The organism is Paenibacillus sp. FSL H7-0943, from assembly GCF_037963265.1.
In the GTDB taxonomy this organism is placed as follows: Bacteria; Bacillota; Bacilli; order Paenibacillales; family Paenibacillaceae; genus Paenibacillus_AQ; species Paenibacillus_AQ odorifer.
This window is the reverse complement of record NZ_CP150148.1, coordinates 3303031-3323305: the sequence shown is the minus strand read 5'-3', so window position 1 is coordinate 3323305 and position 20275 is coordinate 3303031. Positions and strand designations below refer to the sequence as shown.

At 41.9% G+C, this 20275-nt stretch carries 13 protein-coding genes; 3 read left to right on the top strand and 10 right to left on the bottom strand.

Features of this window, described 5'->3' with window-relative positions; genetic code table 11:
* Window positions 1-57 precede the first annotated feature (57 nt).
* From NSQ55_RS14570 to NSQ55_RS14560, 3 genes are all read right to left on the bottom strand, one after another.
* Window positions 58-1413 carry an extracellular solute-binding protein gene (locus NSQ55_RS14570; protein ID WP_339174215.1) on the bottom strand — a complete coding sequence of 452 codons (1356 nt, stop codon included), beginning with the start codon at window positions 1411-1413 and terminating at the stop codon, window positions 58-60.
* Between the two features lie 219 nt (window positions 1414-1632).
* Complete coding sequence (locus NSQ55_RS14565) at window positions 1633-1962, bottom strand: hypothetical protein (protein ID WP_339174213.1); 330 nt, start codon at window positions 1960-1962, stop codon at window positions 1633-1635.
* 110 nt (window positions 1963-2072) lie between these two features.
* Window positions 2073-2282 carry a hypothetical protein gene (locus NSQ55_RS14560; protein ID WP_339174210.1) on the bottom strand — a complete coding sequence of 70 codons (210 nt, stop codon included), beginning with the start codon at window positions 2280-2282 and terminating at the stop codon, window positions 2073-2075.
* 154 nt (window positions 2283-2436) lie between these two features.
* Between NSQ55_RS14560 and NSQ55_RS14555 the strand changes: the two genes are divergently transcribed.
* Together NSQ55_RS14555 and shc are read left to right on the top strand one after the other, a co-directional pair.
* The gene (locus NSQ55_RS14555) at window positions 2437-2883 is read left to right on the top strand and encodes an OsmC family protein (RefSeq protein WP_339174208.1); all 447 of its coding nucleotides are present in this window, start codon (window positions 2437-2439) and stop codon (window positions 2881-2883) included.
* Between the two features lie 121 nt (window positions 2884-3004).
* Window positions 3005-4897, top strand: coding sequence for a squalene--hopene cyclase (gene shc, locus NSQ55_RS14550; RefSeq protein WP_339174205.1), 1893 nt, complete (start codon window positions 3005-3007; stop codon window positions 4895-4897).
* Between the two features lie 1212 nt (window positions 4898-6109).
* On the opposite strand, the gene spoVB is transcribed toward shc, so the two are convergent.
* Window positions 6110-7666 (bottom strand): stage V sporulation protein B, encoded by a 1557-nt coding sequence (gene spoVB / locus NSQ55_RS14545; RefSeq protein WP_339174202.1) that lies wholly within the window; start codon window positions 7664-7666, stop codon window positions 6110-6112.
* Window positions 7667-8142: 476 nt separating this feature from the next.
* On the opposite strand from spoVB, the gene NSQ55_RS14540 reads away from it, so the two are divergent.
* Entirely contained in the window at window positions 8143-11622 is a 3480-nt protein-coding gene (locus tag NSQ55_RS14540) for a sugar-binding domain-containing protein (RefSeq protein ID WP_339174199.1), read from the top strand.
* Window positions 11623-11713: 91 nt separating this feature from the next.
* Here NSQ55_RS14540 and NSQ55_RS14535 read toward each other — a convergent pair whose 3' ends face one another.
* The 6 genes from NSQ55_RS14535 to NSQ55_RS14510 form a co-directional block, all read right to left on the bottom strand.
* Window positions 11714-14503 carry a glycoside hydrolase family 3 C-terminal domain-containing protein gene (locus tag NSQ55_RS14535; RefSeq protein WP_339174196.1) on the bottom strand — a complete coding sequence of 930 codons (2790 nt, stop codon included), beginning with the start codon at window positions 14501-14503 and terminating at the stop codon, window positions 11714-11716.
* 180 nt (window positions 14504-14683) lie between these two features.
* The gene (locus NSQ55_RS14530; protein WP_339174192.1) at window positions 14684-16165 is read right to left on the bottom strand and encodes an Lsa family ABC-F type ribosomal protection protein; all 1482 of its coding nucleotides are present in this window, start codon (window positions 16163-16165) and stop codon (window positions 14684-14686) included.
* Between the two features lie 301 nt (window positions 16166-16466).
* Entirely contained in the window at window positions 16467-17375 is a 909-nt protein-coding gene (locus tag NSQ55_RS14525; RefSeq protein ID WP_076280663.1) for an NAD(P)/FAD-dependent oxidoreductase, read from the bottom strand.
* A 279-nt stretch (window positions 17376-17654) separates the two neighbouring features.
* Window positions 17655-18167 (bottom strand): DinB family protein, encoded by a 513-nt coding sequence (locus NSQ55_RS14520; protein WP_076125721.1) that lies wholly within the window; start codon window positions 18165-18167, stop codon window positions 17655-17657.
* A 413-nt stretch (window positions 18168-18580) separates the two neighbouring features.
* Window positions 18581-19126: a CueP family metal-binding protein gene (locus NSQ55_RS14515; protein ID WP_076278438.1), complete on the bottom strand. Its 546-nt coding sequence runs from the start codon at window positions 19124-19126 to the stop codon at window positions 18581-18583.
* A 212-nt stretch (window positions 19127-19338) separates the two neighbouring features.
* On the bottom strand, window positions 19339-20205 hold the full coding sequence (locus tag NSQ55_RS14510) for an SDR family oxidoreductase (RefSeq protein WP_339174188.1): 867 nt from the start codon (window positions 20203-20205) through the stop codon (window positions 19339-19341).
* Window positions 20206-20275 lie beyond the last annotated feature (70 nt).

The following is a 20275-nucleotide window of genomic DNA, read 5'->3' as shown; positions in this document are numbered from 1 at the left end:
GCTTCACTCCACCTTAAATCGATCAGGCAGCGAACAATTCTCGCCGCCTGACGCAGATTATTGTCCTTGATTGACCTTGCTCTGTAGTTCTTTCGTGTAGTCTTCAGGTGTTGTTTTTCCGGCGACGAATTTCATCAGCGAACCAAACATAGATTCAGTGTCATTACCATTCAGCATTTGATCCCACCAGTAGGAGAAACCAGTTGCTGAAGAGGACAATTCACCAATTTGCAGAGCCAGTGGATTCATTTGAGAAGTGTCACCTACATCAACTTTCCATGCTGAGGAGCCTGAACCAGCCAGAAATACTTCTTTAGACATGGTCTCAATAAAGAACTTGTATACTTCCCATATTCTTTCCTTGTTTTTCAGATCGGCATTGAGCACGAATGTTTCACCCGAACCTCCGAACCACTCGTCAGCATTTCCTTTCCCCCCTGGAATAGTTGGGAATTTAATCGGCACCACTTTACCTTTGACCAGAGAGTTGTCATCTTCAATCTGTCCGTTGACCCAAGCGCCCATGAACATCATAGCTGCTTTGCCTGATAGGAACATATTTGTCGCGTCATCATAAGAAGTTCCAACAAAATGTTTGCCGAAGGAGTCCGCATCAATCAATTGTTTGTATTTCGCAGCAGCTTCTGTGAATTCAGGTGTGTCGAATGATCCTGTTTTCGTTAAAGCAGCATTTACAGCATCCACGCCTGCCATCCGGATGGCTAGAATCGCGTTCCATTGCATTGCTGGCCATCTGTCTTTAGCCCCAAGTGCAATCGGCTGAATGCCTTTTGCTTTTAGTGCTTCAATCGCAGCAACAAGCTCATCCCATGTTTCCGGAATTTTTGCTCCTGCTTGCTCAAATAGTTCTTTATTGACGTACATTTGAGCAGTAGCTATATTGATCGGCAAACCGTAAAGCTTGCTATCGAAGATGAAATTGTCTGTCGTACCTGGTACGATTTGGTCCAGCGTTCCATCTTTTGCGAGATCATCAATGGACAGAATCCGGTTCCCCGCTATAAATGGCTCAGAGAATCCACCACCCCAGGTGTAAAAAATGTCGGGCAGTTCATTGGCTGCTGAAGCCGCTTTCACTTTCGTTTTATAAGATTCGCCTCCAACACCTACATGCTCGATTTCTACATTAGGGAATTTAGCCTTGGTTGCCTCAAGTGCTTTATAAAAACCAACAAACCCGCCGTCTTTAGAATTTGGATCCGCGAATTGGGACCACATGGTAATCTTGAGCTTCTCTTCCGACACAGGTGTTTTTCCCGTATTGCCTGCGTTTGCATTAGCCTCAGAATTCACTTTATTCCCGTTGTTCCCACCACAAGCAGTGATAAGCATGGACATAGCCATCAACACTGTTAAAGTTAGGTTAATCCTTTTTTTGTTGACTTTTTTCATTCTTTTTCGCCCCCCTTTTTATATTACTTACAGGACTAATTATATAAATCAATTTATCGAGTGAACATGAAAGCGTTTTACTTAATGATGTATTCTCTTTACATTAGACATTTTTCTTTATTAGCTACACATAAAGAAGACCTCTGATTTCTTCAGAAGTCTTCTTTTTTCATTCATATCAAAACCTAGGGCATGAACACCTCTATATAGCTGAGTGGCTTAGGTTCTATCTTCTCTATTATTAGAAGTTATCTCATGAATCTGAAACATATGTATGAACTCATCGATGATCGCTTCCGTAGCTTTTAGTTCACCACTAATGACTTGTTTTGTCGTTTCAATCTCTGACTCTTTTAGCTGCTGCTGCAACGCCGAACGATTAATCATTAGCTTGTCCAAAAATGCGATAGCCCTAGCACGACGAAAGGTCTGAGCGCTTTTGTGAGGATGCTCCGAACCCTCCTTGACTCCATTTATATTCATTTCTCCATGCTCTCCGTATTCTCGATGCTCGTTATAACCGTGCTTTTCTATGTGTCCTTCGCGCATAATTATTCCCTCCTCTAATTCCACTTACAAATCCATAACCCATTAATAAGACCGAGCAAGATGGAAGCCGTCTGACTCCTTATCCCAAATAATGTATATACCATCTTCACCTATATACTCACAACCGGCTTTAGATCTCCATGTGATGAGTTATTAATTATAGCATTGTATAGATCCTCAGTTACAGGATAGGGTGCAAGAAGAAACGGTTTGATTTCTGCTTTCCATCTACGCTTTATCCCATCGTCTCTTAATTCTATTTCTCCCCCTAAAATTTGCAACCTAGGATAGTCCAAATAGCTCTCAATTTCGGTCGACACTCTAGTTGCCTCCTAACTATTATTTTAATCATGTATTGACGGGTATACAGAATAGAACTATAATCTATACAATTCCTAGAAATATACTATGAATTACAAAAAATAAGAAACATTAAATCATCCTTAGTTTGTCCACAAGAAGGAGTGTAAACACATGCCAAATGTTCAAACTTTCAAAGCAACTGCTCATTTGCAAGACGGCGTAAAGGTCGTTACTAATGCAAGACAATTCGAGCTGGTCATCGATGAACCGACAAGTCTTGGGGGCACAGATACAGGAATGAATCCTGTTGAAGCTTTGCTCGCTTCTTTGGGTGCCTGCCAATCCATTGTAGCTCGGGTCTACGCCTCTAAATTTGAGGTGGAGCTTGAAGATTTCAGAGTAGATGTGGAAGGTGACTTGGATCTCGACGGATTCTTCAACCGCTCTGAAGTACGTCCTGGCTATTCCGATATTCGGTATACATTCTACATAAAGACTCCATCCCCTGCTGAGAAGGTCGAACAGTTCGTACAATTTCTGGAGAGCAAATGCCCTGTAGGTGACACCATTGCAGCTCCGGTTAATCTCAAGCTAAATCGTATTGTGATTAAAAATTAACCGTTTAATAATGCTAAAAGAGCTGCAAAGTTGCGTAAAAGCGACTAAGCAGCTCTTTTTCATGTCCTGTTCTCCGACTTCATATAATGTTAAAAATGATGCCTTCGGAGGAACCCAAAAAATGACGGATATACTAAGTAAAGTAGATGAAGAAATCGAACGTTTGTCAACGTTCTTGCTACAACAGCAGAAGGATGACGGCTCATGGCATTTTTGTTTTGAGAACGGGATTGTGATCGATGCTTATATGATCATTCTCTTTAGGGTGTTGAACCTGCAGAATGAAACGCTCATTCGGCAGCTACATGATCGCATTCTTGATGCACAACAGCGAGAGGGTTGCTGGCAGTTATATAAGGACGAAGAAGCTGGGAACTTATCCACATCAGTCGAAGCTTATTATGCCCTGCTCTATTCTGGATACAGTAAGATAACAGACGAGCCAATACTGCGGGCTAAACGTTATATACTGTCTAAAGGTGGATTAGGCAAAGTCACAAGTATCTTAACTAGAGTCATACTCGCTGCAACGGGTCAAAGCAAGTGGCCTTTAGCAATTTCTTCGATTCCACTGGAGGTGCTTTTGTTTCCCTCTTACTTCCCTATTAACTATTTCGAATTCTCTGGCTACTCTAGGGTACACCTCACTCCTATGCTCATTATGGCCGATCGGCGATTTTCGATCACTACAGCCCATGCTCCTGATCTGTCAGATCTTATAGAGACACGATTGGATACAGATGAATCGCCTACCCGTGGATATCAGGAAATGCAGGATGTTATTCAAATGGGTTTGAGCAGATTACTCGGGAGTCCACACTACATACATGAAGCTGCCAAAAACAAAGCGGAACAATATATGCTCCAGCGAATCGAATCCGACGGTACCTTTTACAGCTATGCCAGCAGTACAATTCTTATGGTTTTTGCCCTGCTTGCTCTCGATTATGATCGGCAGCATCCAATAATTACACAGGCCATTCAAGGTCTCACCGCACTGCAATGCCAATCAAATCATAATACTACAATTCAAAACTCTCCATCTACAATATGGGATACAGCGTTAATCTCCTATGCTTTACAAGAGGCTCAAATTCCGGTTGATCACAAAGGAATAAAACACGCTGCATCTTATCTTCTGGATAAACAGCATCATAAACCTGCTGATTGGAGCATCCATAATCCGGATACAGTTCCCGGTGGATGGGGATTCTCTGAGTCTAATACAATCAATCCGGACGTAGATGATACAACGGCAGCCTTGCGAGCCATCCGAAGCTTATCAACCATTCACCCTTCATATCTGGAATCATGGAATCGCGGACTGAATTGGGTCCTATCGATGCAAAATAACGACGGCGGCTGGCCGGCATTCGAAAAAAACACCAATAAAGAAATGCTCACATGGCTCGCTATCGATGGTGCTAAATCTGCAGCCATTGATCCTTCGGAAGCAGATCTTACCGGACGAACTTTGGAGTTTCTCGGAAACTTCGCTGGTTTAAATACACAACACGAGTTCATTAAAAGGGGTACAAAATGGCTGATTCAACATCAGGAGAAGGATGGTTCGTGGTATGGAAGATGGGGGGTATGTTATATTTATGGCACTTGGGCATCATTAACAGGCCTGCAGGCTGTTGGTGTCCCTATAAATCATGATACATTGCAAAAAGGAGTGAAGTGGCTTCTAAGCATTCAGAACCCGGACGACGGTTGGGGGGAGTCTTGTCACAGCGACCGGCTTCTACAATATGTTCCTTTAGGAGAAAGCACACCTTCACAAACCGCCTGGGCACTTGATGCGATTATCGCCGTTCAGCCAGAGTCAACAGCTGCGGTGGAAAAAGGAATTCAAAGACTAATCACGTCTATTCATGAAGAGGATTGGAAAACTTCTTATCCCACTGGCGCTGGTCTCCCCGGTAATTTCTATTCCAATTATCATAGTTATCGGTATATCTGGCCACTACTCACACTGAGTCATTACAGAAAAAAATACGGTCAAGGTTAGTACTCGGTAATACTCGGTAATAACTAGCGTTGTCCTGCTCCACTTTTTAACTGTCTCGTAAAAGCTTGAATCGCGCCCTATGCCGTCCTTTTTGACAAACTCTCCTTATCAGTTCTTACTTAATAGTCTACATCTCCATTTCAGTCGGTCCGTAAACGGGTACGACCCAGTAATGCAACCAAATCATTCATTAAATGCCATAGAGATTGGTATATCAGCTACCCTACCCTCTCCAATAACTTACTCCAGTACGTATTCCTTTGTTCAAACTAAACTACATGTTTTCTTTCCATAAAGACCGCCTACTATTTCTTTTAGTAAAAAACAGCAGAGCAGCGATCATCCGTTATAGGAGAATTGTTGCTTTGCTGTTATGAACCGGGGGTAGAATGCTTTTGTCCGTTGTACCTACCTCTAAATCACCCAGTCTTGATCAAGTTTAGAGCTTTTCGGACTCAGAAGACGCTATTTGCTTGTTTTTAGGATTTTTAGTTAGGTTACGGACTCCAGTGCAACTATTCCTCAAAAAGAGAGCCATTTTTGGTTTTTTTCATGGTAATAACTGCGATGGGGTCCGATAAAATTCCAAATGTAAGCTAAATCTGCTCTTAAGGTCAGCTGTGTCCGATAGAAAATACGTGTGCGAAAAATGTTACCTAATCAATCCAATTTGCTATTTGGAGCAGCCCTATAGAAATCACTTAGATTACTTATGAGATAGATTCCATTTTTGCATGGAGTCAATTGAGCGTAGTTAACACATAGTCAATCAGGCGCAATCTCCGATAATCAAGGATCGCTGCCTGATATTTTGGATCACTGGCGTTTTGCCTGAGCAAATTATGACTGTAACTTCTGATATCCCCACTCCGTATATTTGTAGCGCAAGATTTTAACGCAATCTGATGAAATAACTGTATTTTATACACTTAATCCATATTGCTAGGGAATAACTCCGACTTTAACTGCATTCTATACAATTAAAATCAAGAGAAATCACCTAATAGGCTTAAACTCGTGAGAATAGATGTAAGAAATACAGCTATTTTCAATGTGTAACTGTTTTGAACGATTATAGCTGCACAAAATACAGTTAAACACCTCGCTGCTCCCCATCCATTACCTTCATCCGCCTCCATACTGTTACACAGAGGGTTGCATAATCAGTCAATTTACTTTTTGGAGCACGGTACCGGAATATCCCCTCCTCTTTCAAGAAACAGGTGTAATCGTTGGTGGTTTCGGTGCCCTTTCCCACGCATGGGTTACCTGCAATGTTGCTGCATAGGTGATTAACGAAACAAGCAACGCTCCGAACAGTTGAATAATCTGCCCCAGGTCCAATCGCTCCAGAATTCCGTGAGCCGCCAACCCGCTAAGCGCCATGACAATTCCTCCTGCTCCAACCTTGAATACAATACGAAAGTCAAAATAAAACCCGATCGTTCCTGCCACAGATAAAAAATTCAACAGTGTCAGCAGCAAGAGCCCCAGTCCGAATCCCATGGCCACCCCTTCGATTCCAATATTAGAACCTAGAACAAAGATCGCAATCACTTCAAAGACATTCGTAAGAATATGATTCCACATAACCGTTGATGCTTTCCCCAAACCAAGCAAAATTGCTTGCAGTGGCGCTCCGAAATAATAAAGAAAAAATAAGGGTGCTATTAACTTTAACAGCTCGCCCGCTTCTGGCGAATGATAGATCATGGTTGTTAAGGGTACAGCCCATAAGTACAGGATGATTGTACATGGGAAACCTACTATAAGCGCGGATCGCATAGCCATATCCATCCGACTATGCATAAGCTTGCTATTGTTGCTCACACTTGCTTCGCTGATCGCCGGAATTAATGCAGTCGACAACGATTGTGTGAAGAAGCTGGGGAGAAACAACATGGGAAGAGCATAACCCGCCAGAAGTCCGAATTGCTTGGTCGCCATCTCAACACCCACACCAAACAGTACTAGACTTTTCGTAATCAGCAGTGGTAGAAAGGCATGATAGAGAGAATGAATAAAACCGCTGCCTGTCATCGGTAAGCCGATGCGCAGCAAATCTCTCAACGTACTGTCTCCTTTAAGTGAAATTCTTGTCGTAGGTGGTGAAGAGGTTTTGACCTTACCTCGATTTGCCCATTTGAAAACAGCGAATAAATAGAGCAAACCAAAACCTTCCCCAACAACGGAGGCAGCCATTGCACCAGCAGCCGCATAGGCAATACCGTAGGGCAACAAAACGTTGACCACACCGATAATGACAATGATTTGCGCCAGATTCTCAATAATATCGGAAAAGGCAAGTGGGTTCATGTTCTGTTTTCCACGAAAATAACCTTTCAGTACAGCAGACATCGCAATAATTGGAATGATCGGCGTAATAGCAACCATAGCATAATACGCCCGCTGATCGGCCAAAAAAATCGATGCGATCCATTTGGAGCCAAACAGAGCCACTAAAGTTAATATAATACTCAACGTACCCGTAATGCTTAAGGATACTGTGAGAATACGCTTTACTCGCGCTTCATCCTGCTTAACCTCAGCTTCCGATACAAGCTTTGAAATCGCAACAGGAAGCCCCAGCTCTGTCAGCGTAATAAATAAGGGAAGCAGTGGATGAGCAATCATAAGCAGCCCTACTCCCTCTGCTCCCAAAAAACGTGCCAGCAAGACTCCGTTCAAAAAACCAAGCCCTTTTGTGAAAAATGACGACACGGTTAATATGAACGTGCCACGAATAAAACTTTGTTTACGCATCCCCATTTATACGCATCTCCACCTATGGTTTGTCCTGTCCTTCTTTCTAACTTATTCGAACAAACACAAGTACATGCAGACAAGTATTTGTAAAGTATTAAATCAGCGATAAGCCCAACACATCTTAGCCGGTGTACCAGGCAATTTCCCTCACTTCACTTTCATTAGCTTCTGTAGCGAAAATCTTTTTCATAGATCAGAGATACTTCTTTGCATCATTCATTAGTACTGTTTTTGTATAAATTTCATCCTCCGCAATAAAAGATATATTAAGAAATAAATAGATAATTTACCAATAGCATGTTATCATTTTGAATGCGATTTCAATAGCTTTGTTATAACAGTTTTTTCACTCTTCTTCGTGAATGTCTTTTTGCAAAATCTTTGATATGATAAAAAAGAATACAAAAGGCTTTACGGAAATCATTCACATCGTTAATAACCACTTCTAAATTTTCCAAAGATAAAGGAGAACTTCATTCATGAGTCAGAAAACAAGATTAAATAATGACTGGTTATTCAGCAAACAGCCGCTTAAGTCCACTTTAGAATCGGTGATAGCAGCTGATTCGGAGTGGATCGACGTAACCTTACCCCATGACTGGCTAATTTTTGATACACATAATCTATATGAAAGTGGAGAAGGCTGGTACCGTAAAAGCATAGTTGTAGATGAGAAAGTGCCAAATAGTCGTGTCTCGCTTCGTTTTGAAGGCGTATACATGGACTCCACTCTCTATGTGAACGGCCATATCGCAGGCGTCTGGAAAAATGGATACTCCACTTTTGAAATAGATATCACGCCATACATATTTGAAGGTATCAACGAAATCTATGTTCAAGTGGTTCATGAGTCTCCTAATTCACGCTGGTATTCCGGTGCGGGCATCTATCGGAGTGTATGGCTGAAGACGTATCCAGGGACACATATTGTGCCTGATGGTATTTATATCTCTACTCATAAAAAAGAGGATTCCTGGAATGTTGAGATAGATACCGAAGTATTGTGCAATGATCTATTACAAACCGCAAATCACTACATAATTCGTCACAGTATACTGGACGCTTCAGGTATCTGTATCTCTCATGCAGAGAATGAAAGTCCAGTACAAGTCGGGTCTGCTGTATCCAGCTCTGCCCTCTTATCCGTCAATAATCCAATGCTCTGGGATATTAACCAGCCTTACTGCTATTCCCTAAAAACGGATCTGCTGGAGAATGATCAGGTAATTGAAGAAGAAATCCAAACCTTCGGATTCCGTACGATGGAGTTTGACAGCCAACAAGGTTTCTTTTTGAATGGCCGAAAGGTGAAGATTCATGGCGTATGCCAACATCATGATTTGGGATGTTTGGGGGCTGCGGTGAATAAGGTAGCTCTAAAAAGACAGATTATCCTCCTGCAGGAGATGGGCGTAAACGCTATTCGTACGGCCCACAATATGCCAGCCGTTGAACTGATGGAACTAGCGGATGAGATGGGCGTGCTCATAGTTTCCGAAGCATTCGATATGTGGGAACGCAGTAAAACTCCTTTTGACTACGCCAGATTTTATCCGGATTGGTGGAAACAAGATATTGCCAGCTGGGTACGCCGGGATAGAAATCGCCCCTCCATGCTCATGTGGAGTATCGGAAATGAAATATACGACACCCATGCTGATGAACGTGGGCAAGAGTTGACCATAGAATTACGCGATCTGGTGCAGGTTCATGACCCTAAAGGAAATGCAGTAGTTACTATCGGTTCCAACTATATGCCATGGGAGAATGCACAGAAATGCGCAGATCTAGTGAAGTTCGCAGGATATAACTATGCCGAAAAATACTATGACCAGCATCATGAGGAACATCCCGACTGGATTATTTATGGTAGTGAAACTTCGTCTACTGTACAGAGCAGAGGCATCTACCACTTCCCTTATGCTCAGTCTGTATTGTCTGACGATGATGAACAATGCTCAGCCTTAGGGAACAGTTCTACTAGCTGGGGTGCCAAAAACACAGAAGCTTGCATCATCGCAGATCGTGATGCGACCTACTCGCCTGGACAATTTATTTGGACTGGATTTGACTATATTGGGGAGCCGACCCCGTACTTCACTAAAAACTCGTATTTCGGTCAACTGGATACCGCGGGATTCAAAAAGGATTCCTATTATATTTATCAAGCAGAATGGACGGATTACAAGGACGCCCCGATGATTCATATTTTTCCGTACTGGGATTTCTCTGAAGGGCAGCTTATTGATGTGCGAGTATGCTCCAACGCACCACAAATCGAATTGTTCTTTAATGATCAATCCATGGGCACGGTTAACATTGACCATAAACATGGTAAAAAGCTGCTTGGGGAATGGCAGCTCCCCTATAGCAAAGGTACTCTCCGAGCAGTCGCTTATGATGAACACGGAGTACAGATCGCTGATGATACGGTAACTTCTTTCGGAGATTCGGCCACTGTGGTCATGAATCCTAATAAAACTCAGATGACTGCTGACGGATCGGACTTGGTATTTGTTGAGATCTCGACCCTCGATCAAGAAGGACGTCCCGTAGAGAACGCCAATAATCGTATTCAAATCTCTGTAGAAGGACCGGGGCGTCTTGTTGGTTTAGATAATGGTGACAGCACTGACTACGATTCATATAAAGGAACAAGTCGCCGGATGTTCAGCGGCAAATTGCTTGCGGTCATTGCCTCTTCATTGGAGTCAGGTACAATCGTTGTACGTGCATCTTCCCATGGCTTACAGTCTGCTGAGCTTACACTGACTTTGGAAGCACGAGAGCTAGATCATTCTAAGGACGAAGAGCTTGTACTTTATCAACACTCATCACAATCACTATCGGATGTGAGCGAGTTATCCCAAAACTATTTATCAGATGAAATTCCCGTTCGCAAGCTGGAAATCATATGCCCGCAAGGAAATCAACTAACTAAGGACACCCGTTCACTTCCGGTTCGTGTGCAAATTCATCCAGAGAACGCATCCTATCAGGAAATTGAATGGCGAGTTACGAATGCTGCCGGTATTGACGCCAATATAGCCGTTCTTGAGGCAAATGGACATGAAGCAGTAATTTCGGCTTTGGGAGACGGAGACGTCTATGTACGATGTGCAACGAAAAACGGTGCAGATCAAGTGCGCCTGTATTCGCTTATGGAATTCCATATTCGAGATATGGGAGCTGCCTTTTTGAATCCTTATGAGTTTGTTTCCGCTGGTTATCATAGCAATACGAGCCGGAACTTAACAAATGGGAATGAACGCGGAGTGGCTACTGCAAGAGAAGGAGAAAGCTGGATCTGTTTTGACAACATCGATTTCGGTGATTATGGAGCTACTGAACTTACCCTTCCTATCTTCGCGCTAGATAACGATAAATATACGATTGATATATGGAAAGGTACACCGGATGCTCCAAATTCAGCTCTGCTGACACAGGTAACCTATCAAAAACCATCCATATGGAATGTATATCAAGAGGAGACCTACCCATTACCTGAGCGAATAAAAGGTGTCACCACCCTTTGTTTTGTTCTTCATAAAAAGATTCATCTCAAGGGCTTTCAGTTTAACAAGCCTTTAAAAGCGTACGAACAACTTAACGTTCTAGAATACAATCAGATTTATGGGGATTCCTTTACGCTGGCAGATGGACAAATCAAAAATATTGGTAACAACGTCTCTCTCATCTTTAAAGATATGGACTTCGGTCATACTGGAAGCACTAAACTAACCTTATGCGGGCATTCGCCTATCGATAAAAATACTCTGCATATTCTATTTAGCGGACCAGAGGGTGAAAAGAGACAGCTTGTGGAGTTTACACAGTCAAGTGATTATTGCGAAAGAGAATTTGTATTGGAGCGCATAACCGGTCCGCAAACCGTCACCTTTATATTTCTACCGGGGAGCCAGTTTGATTTTAAGTGGTTCCAGTTCCAAGCAGAGTAAGGTATTTTCAACTTTAAACTAATCGATTAGCAAAAGGAAAAACCCTGCGCATTAGCGCAGGGTTTTTCCTTTAACTTATATTTAGAGCTACTTAGTCAACTTTATTAAATTCGATCCAGTCGATCTGTAAACCTGGTTTAATGAATTCCAGTTTCATTTCATAAAGACCTGCTTCGAGTTCTACTTTCACAAGCTTTTGTCTAATCCATTGACCTTCTGTCCCGTTGGTTTGAATGGTTGTCATCAATTGATCATTCAAATTAACATTGCATGCACTTTGAGCCAGCTCAGGTTCTGTTGACATGATATGCACGAGGATCCGATATTGTCCAGCTTGGCCAACTTCAAAGAAAGTCGATCCTTCAACGGCTGGCTTAACCTGTGGATTTTGAGATAAGGATTGTACTTGTTCTGCAGTAAGTGAAGGATTAGCCTTAAAGGACTCAACTGTTTCAACAATTTGCTGTTTTCTCGAGAATACTGGAGCATGTATGATGAACTCACAAATATTCATTGCAGAACGTTGCAGCTCTCCTCTAGTCAAAGATCCATTTTCCAAGGATTCAATGGTGTTGTCATTCCATCCATTAATTTCGGCGCCATAGTTAGCTACAACCATGTACAGGTCATTTTGTGCACGGACCATCCAATTTGTAAATTTCCGGTCTGCAGCTCCACCATTAACGACATCATTCATGATAGCCCACCAGTCTGTCATGACAATACCTTTGAAGCCCCATTCTCCGCGGAGAATTGTAGTGTTCAAATCGTAATTTGAAGCGGCCCAATGTCCATTAACAGGGTTATAGGAGGTCATAATTGAATTCGCTCCACCCTGCTTCACTGCAATTTCAAAACCTTTCAAATAAATCTCGCGAAGCGCACGTTCCGACACAACAGCGTCCACTTTACTGCGATGTTTCTCCTGATTATTGCAGGCAAAATGCTTCAGCGTGGCATTAGAGCCACCTTTCATAATCCCACGTGTACATGCAGCCGCAAACACCCCAGAGATCAAAGGATCTTCAGAAAAATACTCAAAGTTGCGGCCATTAAGCGGGCTGCGACGAATATTTAGACCTGGTCCAAGTAAGGTGTCTATGTTGTTTCTTACCAACTCTTGTCCTTCTAACACATACAGCTCTTCGACTAATGCGGCATTCCAAGTAGCTGCAAGAAGCGTTCCGATCGCAACCTGAGTCGCTTTCGCTCCACTATCCATACGAATTCCTGAAGGACCATCTGCCGTACATGCAACAGGAATTCCTAAGTTATATAGACTATCACTTACTCCTCCAAATGCAGAAGCTGTACCCGGTGTAACTAAAGGGCTGCTCATGCCTTCACCCCGTACAATGGCAGCCAAATCATCGTCACTAAGCTGGGCAATAAAAGCTTCCATACTAACTTTTTGTTCAAATACATCTCTTAATTTATGCCCTTGATTGCCTGTCTGGGAGATCGTTGTTGGTAGATTGCTCTCGATCCGTTCAGCTAACGAAATCTTGCGTGTTGGAACCTCTACATAAACAAGTTCATACGAGCCGTCTGCTTTTTGAACGCCAGGTTGCATTCTTGTAAAGCTTTGCGTGGGTGCAAGAACTTCTTGTAACTGTTCCACAACTTGAAGAGTTTCCACGACATAGCCGCTATTCCCTTCAACTTTGACTTCCTCCACTTTTTTAACACTCGTTCCCACAAATATGCGGTACGTGCCTTCTTCTAGCACATAAGCGGAAGCATGCCCTGACACACCAGCATCATCATAGGAAGCCATTGAATGAACAGGGAAACTCACGGTAAGACGTTGAGCTTCGCCTGGCTGAAGGACTTCTGTTTTTGCGAAGGCTGCCAAAGCTTTAGCAGGCTGTCCCAATTTTCCTTGTGGAGCTTCATAATAGACCTGAACAACCTCTTTTCCAGCAAAGGTAGTTCCTGTATTAGTTACGGTTACGCCGACTTCAACATTAAGTTCGCCAGCTTTGTAAATAAGTTTAGCTTCTTCTGACTCGAGCTTAAACGTGGTATACGATATTCCATAACCAAATTCATATTGAACCTTTTCTGGGCAAAATGTCTCGAAATAACGATAACCAACATAGATATCTTCCTGATAAAGGTTTGTAAATTCATTACCGTAGTTGTGTGTTGACGGGTAATCGTTGATGGAATATGCGATCGTGTCTGTTAATTTTCCGCTTGGAGTTACTTCTCCAGCCAGCACGTCCGCAATTGCATTACCACCTTCCATTCCCCCCTGCCAAGAGTAGATGACAGACGAAATCGGATTTTTATAGCTTTCATCGTTCAGCCAGCTCATATCAATAATATTAGAGACGTTCAGTACAACAATCGTTTGCTCAAAATATGTAGTTACCTGCTTCAGCATCGCTTTTTCATCAGCTGTTAGTTGGTAGCTTCCTGAACCATCGACATTATCCTGATCTTCTCCTGCTGTACGTCCGATTACAATGATTGCTTTGTTCGATTTACTTCTAGCCTCAGCTACCAATTCGTCGGATAAAAGCATTTCCTTCTGGTTCCATGGCTCTGCAGCCCAAACGCCGCCACCATTATCAAATGGATTTTGCTCAATCCACTTCTCATATAATGCTGCCAAATCTTCGTTGACCGTAAGGTTCTTTTTACTGCGAAGACCGCCCAGCAGGTTGGTCGTATAAGTAACGTGAACACTACCGCCCGAACCAGTACCACTGCGATAATAATTCACTTGAGTTCTGCCAAAAACAGCAACATTATCACTTTCACCAAGCGGAAGCACCTGATGATCATTCTTCAACAGTACCGCACCTTCTGCTGCTACCGTCCGGCTAAATTCTGCAAAACCTTCTAATGGAATTCCCACACTCTGTGTACTCAACTTGTTTCCTCCTGTTGTTCAATTCTATAGGTTGTTTCTTTAGGCATCAATTACATATCATAAAGTTTAACTATACCATTATAGTACATTGGATAACTGTAATATATATAATAATTATCTTTATTAATATAATAATATTGGTCTGTTAGAGTTGGAAATTTTCAATCGATGTTAAAAATATCAGCTAAGTTCAATGATCTTCGTGGCAACATTATGGCAAAATTCGCGATCATGCTCCACAAAAACGAGTGTTGGTGTATATTCAAGCAATAGCTCCTCAATTTGCATACGTGAAATAACATCAATAAAATTAAGCGGTTCATCCCAAATATACAAATGAGCTTTTTCACTAAGACTTTTGGCGATCAGGACTTTTTTCTTTTGGCCGCCACTGTAAGTGGATATATCCTTATCAAATTGAATTCTGGAGAAATCAAGCTTTCGCAGAATAGATTTAAAAAGACTTTCATCTATCCCATTCTCTCTAGCATAATCTGATAAATCGCCCCGTAGATCTGAAGTGTCTTGTGATACGTAGGAAATGATAAGCTGGCTATCCTTAGTGAAGGTGCCGGTATAATCTATCTCCTCACCGCAGATCAATTTGATGATACTTGATTTTCCGGAACCATTTTTACCCGAGAGTGCAATTCTCTCCCCCTGCTCAATGGTAATGCTTACTTCTGAACATACCCTTTTCTCTCCGTAAAAAACCGAAACATTGTCCAGCTCCGCAAGATGACGTTTATGATAAGCAAGTTGCGTAATCTCTAAGTTCTCAGAATTTTCGATGTTTTTAAGAAGCTTAGACTTTTCGTTGATGGCAGATTGCTGTCTCTGCTCGATGGCTTTAGAGCGTTTCATCATTTTAGCGGCCTTGTGTCCAACATAACCTTTATCTAACTTAGATCCAGAATTTCTAGTTCCATTTTTAGTTTTTTCCACCTCATGTGACCAGTTACCTGTTCGTTTAGATGAGGCTGACAAGCGTTTGATATCTCTTCTAAGTTTTTCGTCTTCCGCTATCTCAAAGTTATCTTGTCTGACTTTATTCTCCCACCAGCTAGAAAAATTGCCCTTTTGAATCTCTATATTGGTTTTGTTAATTGACAAGATGTGGTCCACACAATTATCAAGAAAGGATCTGTCGTGAGAGACCAGAATATATCCACTTTTCGTATTGAGGTAATCACTGACAAGCTTTCTTGCCGTCATATCCAAATGATTTGTAGGTTCATCAATCAACAGGAAGCTATTTTCCTTAATGAATAATGTGGCTAACAGCACTTTCGTTTGCTCTCCGTTAGACAATGAATCAAAGGGACGATATAACACATCCTCAGAAACCTTTAGCAAAGAAAGCTCACGCATTAACTTCCAATGAATATAATCCGGAAAAATCTCGCTGATCACATCTATGGTGTTAAGCTCCTTGTTATTCACCTGAAAGGGGAAATATTCAAAGCTGACATGAGCAGAAATATTACCGCTGTATTCATGCTTTCCAAGCAATAAGCTAAGAAATGTAGTCTTTCCTCGACCATTTCTCCCTGTGAAACCTAATTTCCAATCGGTATCGATTTGAAAGTTTACGTTCTCAAATATGTTATCGTAGCTGCCTTCATAGGCAAAGGTTAGATTTGTGACATTTATTAATGACATAAAATAATCCTCCTGTATTTTAACAAAATAAAAGCCACAAGAAAGTTACTTTCTTGTGACTCAAATAAATACAGCAAATCCAGCCCCAAATGGAGTTAGATATGGATATATTTTCGAGTGAAAAGAAGTAGTAACTTTCTTGCATACAAAGAATAAAACAAACGAAATAAACCATTGTTGTTGTTTTATTCATCATGGGACGCAAGAATAATTACTACACTATACTTTTCAACTCCGATCATTAATTTGTAATTATGTTATCATGCATACTTATTATTTTCAACTTCCTACCCATAATTCGTTAAAAAAGTTCAAATTCTTCTTCTGTAAGATCCATATTTACACTCATAGCTGTCCGACTCCCGTCAGCCGCGGCAAACACTAACTGAGAAGGCATAAAATAAGAAACATCTCCAGCCGAATATAATCCTGGAATCGAGGTTCTCCCCGACCCATCCGTGCTAAACCCACCAGAATCATTCCGCTCTACAGTCAAATGATCTACCATTGATGCCGTTTGGATCAAATTCGGAGAAATAAACCCTCCCGTTCTTAAGATCTCAGTACCATCTGCAAAACGAACCGCCTGAAGTTGCCCGTCATGACCCATAAAAGAGGAAACTGTTTGTTCATTGACTACAACTCCCTTAGCCTCAAGACTTTTTTTCTGTTCATCTGAAAGGAATGTCTTGCCGTTCGTGCAGATAACCAAATCTTTACTCCAATTGAGCAGCATTTTAGCCATATGAAAAACATGTGGATTTTCGCAAACAACGACAAGGGGTTGATCTCGTAGTTCCCAGCCGTCACAATACGGGCAATTAAACAGACTTTTTCCGTATAATGGTCGTAAGCCCTCTATCTCAGGAAGGACCTCTTTTAACCCAGTCGCCAAAATCAATCTGCGAGCTTCAATGTGACGACCAAACGAATCATGTACCGCAAATCCAGAATCAATTTTGTTAATCAAAATAATCTCAGTCTGGATATGCTTAACAGACGGATAACGTAGTACCTCTTCATACGCAATGCGACGAAACTCGGCTGGTGTAACCCCGTCTCTTGTAATAAAACCATGTGATGCATGGGTAACAGCATTCCTTGGCTGATTATTATCAATTAAAGCTACTTTTCTTCTTGCCCTACCAAGAACAAGGGCTGCGTTCAAGCCTGCGGGTCCACCACCAACAATAATGCAATCGTAAATCATATGAATCATCTCCTATATGCAGATATTAAAGACTCTTTTTGTCTATTATTAAACCAAAAAAATATTCGTTCCATCATAGACTTAATGAATCTATAATATCTCCAAATTAGCTAAAGTGTCAACCCAAACTTTCCGATCCTCCGTGAGTTTTATTTAGTGTAATACTAGAAAAAAGTAAATAAGCCCATTACCGTATGTTTGGAGGTAACTTAATACTCCAATATATCAGGTAAGAGCTATATGTTGAACTTACTTGGCAGTGCAGGGCTTCCTCACTTATCAACCTTCACCGTTTGCTAATTCTAAATCATCAGCCGAGGGTCCGTAAAGACCAGGTACCGGCACGTCAAGCAGCCGCAGATAAACTCCAAGCTGCGCCCGGTGGTGAACCATATGATTCAATCCGATGGTACGAAGCGCAGCTGCCCGTGTCTGACGACGGATGATCTGCTCCCCGTTCCGCAAGGTCCACTCCGCGCCGAGCATCTCCACATTGCTTGCAGTAATTAATTCCTCAATCTCACGAGCTTTCAGGTCGAACTCTTGTAGAACCGCGTCGGGACTCTCCAGTGCTTCTCGTCGATATGCCACAGATGCCAAATCAAACTCCGAGTAAAGTAGAATTGCAGATTGCCAGCTCAGAAGGTTAACGAGGTGTGTGGCCAGCCCACCCAGGCTCATTGACTTAGAGTGTGGTTTCCATGTCATATTCTCTTGAGGCAGCTTCTCCAGTATCCGACGTGTACCAGCCAGCTCTTGCAAAACATCCCCAATGATCAGCTCTTTAACCATTCATCTCTCTCCTCTCTTCTGTAAAGCAATTTCTTTTGATCATTCGTGTGATACTTTTGATTTCTTTTCCCAAACACTTTCTAACTCTCCGCTAGATCGGACCGAGGTGCACTTATTTCGTAGATTTATAGCATTTCACCAGGTTATCGGACCCAGATGCAGTTATTTCCCTAAATACACTCCAATTCTGTGCCATTACAAGCCAATAAGAGCTATGCAGTCCGATAAGCTTGAGAAATGCCGCGAAAATTTAAAATAGCTGCAATGGAGTCCGATACGATGGACATTTGGCGAAAGTCCAATACAGAATACATCAGAAGGAAGATCTAATTGGATTATCAATAACGACTTCGACATCGCTTAAGAAACATCCTGCTGAGCATTCGCTTTTCAAGTCTTCTCTCTGCAACTTTTTAGATACTTTCTGCCAATTGCATAGTGGTAACACATGTATTATCACTCTTAAAAGTGGAAAGCTCAGATTTTGCTGTTTTTCCGTCCTGCTCAATGGTTACGTTATATTGTTTGTCCCGGGGCAACCAAAGATCAATAAATCCGTTAGATAGCGATTTCATTTCTTGATCCACAATCACATTGCCTTCGCTGTCTTCGATATATACTTTAAACTCATCATCCGTTAATTCCCCTTGGCAGCCAGTCAAGCTATGTGTTGCGCAAGGATGCGTATTCTCCACATATGGAGCTATAGAAACAAAAAACTCATCTTTAGGCAAGTCGTAAGTTTTCTCTTTATTGTTACTATCGGTTACAATAAGTTGCTCAGAAGTGATAGACGCGGACAGGTTTTCCAGACTGCTTGAACTATATTCTTGCACTAATTGCTTAATGTCGGTTGTATCTTGTGCTGAAGGCGTATCTTTATCGATACCTCCCAATAACAAATACGCACCTAATGCAACAACCGCCGCTCCCGATACCACCAAGATATTTCTTTTCATTTGTAATCATCTCCTTCGCTTATTCGCCAGATTATGTACTCACTCAAAGTATCTTCCATTTCTTTTAGTATAACTAGTTAAACTAAACTAACACAATTATGAACAAGGCAAAATAGTGAAAAGTTATGTATTTGATTCATCCTCTATCAACACAAAAAAAGGCCTCCTCACTGGTTTTTCAACCTCGAGGAAGCCTTTTATCTTTTATATTATTATGCTTGTAAATTACCGACCATAACACGAATGACATCCGCAAGAGGAGTAGCTGAACGTTTCAGCAGTTTCTCTAAATCGCTACTTTCAATATTAAGCCAACCTTCACGAATCCCACGTTGTATAGCTACAACTATTGGAAGCGCAGCTTCTGGGACACCCACCTCCGACATGGTCTTGGCATAAGCCTCGTCGTCAACCTGGATTACTTTGATTTCTTTACCGATTACACTGCCTATGATCTCAGTCAATTCCTCTTGTGTTAAAGGGTTGCCAGACAATTCATACACTGTGTTCTCATGTCCGTCACCTGTCAGAACATTTGCTGCAGCTTCTGCATAATCTCCGCGTGTAGCCCAGCCAACTTTACCATTCCCTGCTGAAGTCACCCATGGGGCACCTGCTAGAGCACCTTGAATGGAGCCGATCTCATTCTCCAAATACCAGTTATTACGGAGGAAGCTGTAAGGAATGCCTGTTGCGCGAATAGCTTCTTCGGTGATGCGGTGAACTTCAGCAAGAAATAGTTCACTCTTGTCTGCTTGTCCTACACTTGTGTAGGCAATGAAGCCGACGCCTGCTTTTTCCGCAGCAGCAACAGCTGCTTTATGTTGACGAATCCGGGTTTCATTATCACCATCTGCAGATACAATTAATAATCGATCCACACTGGCAAATGCTGATTCCAGCGTCTCAGGTTGATCAAAATCACCATGACGGACTTCCACTCCACGTGCCTGAAGATCACTTGCTTTTTCTGGGTTCCGCACACTAACTACAAGATCACTTGCGGGTACAGTTTTAAGTAAAGCTTCTATCACCAATGATCCGAATTGACCTGTTGCTCCTGTTATTGCTATTTTCATTTTTACTTCCTCCTCAAATTAGGATGATAAATTTATTTTAACCACTACCTGTAACTATTGTAGTTACAAT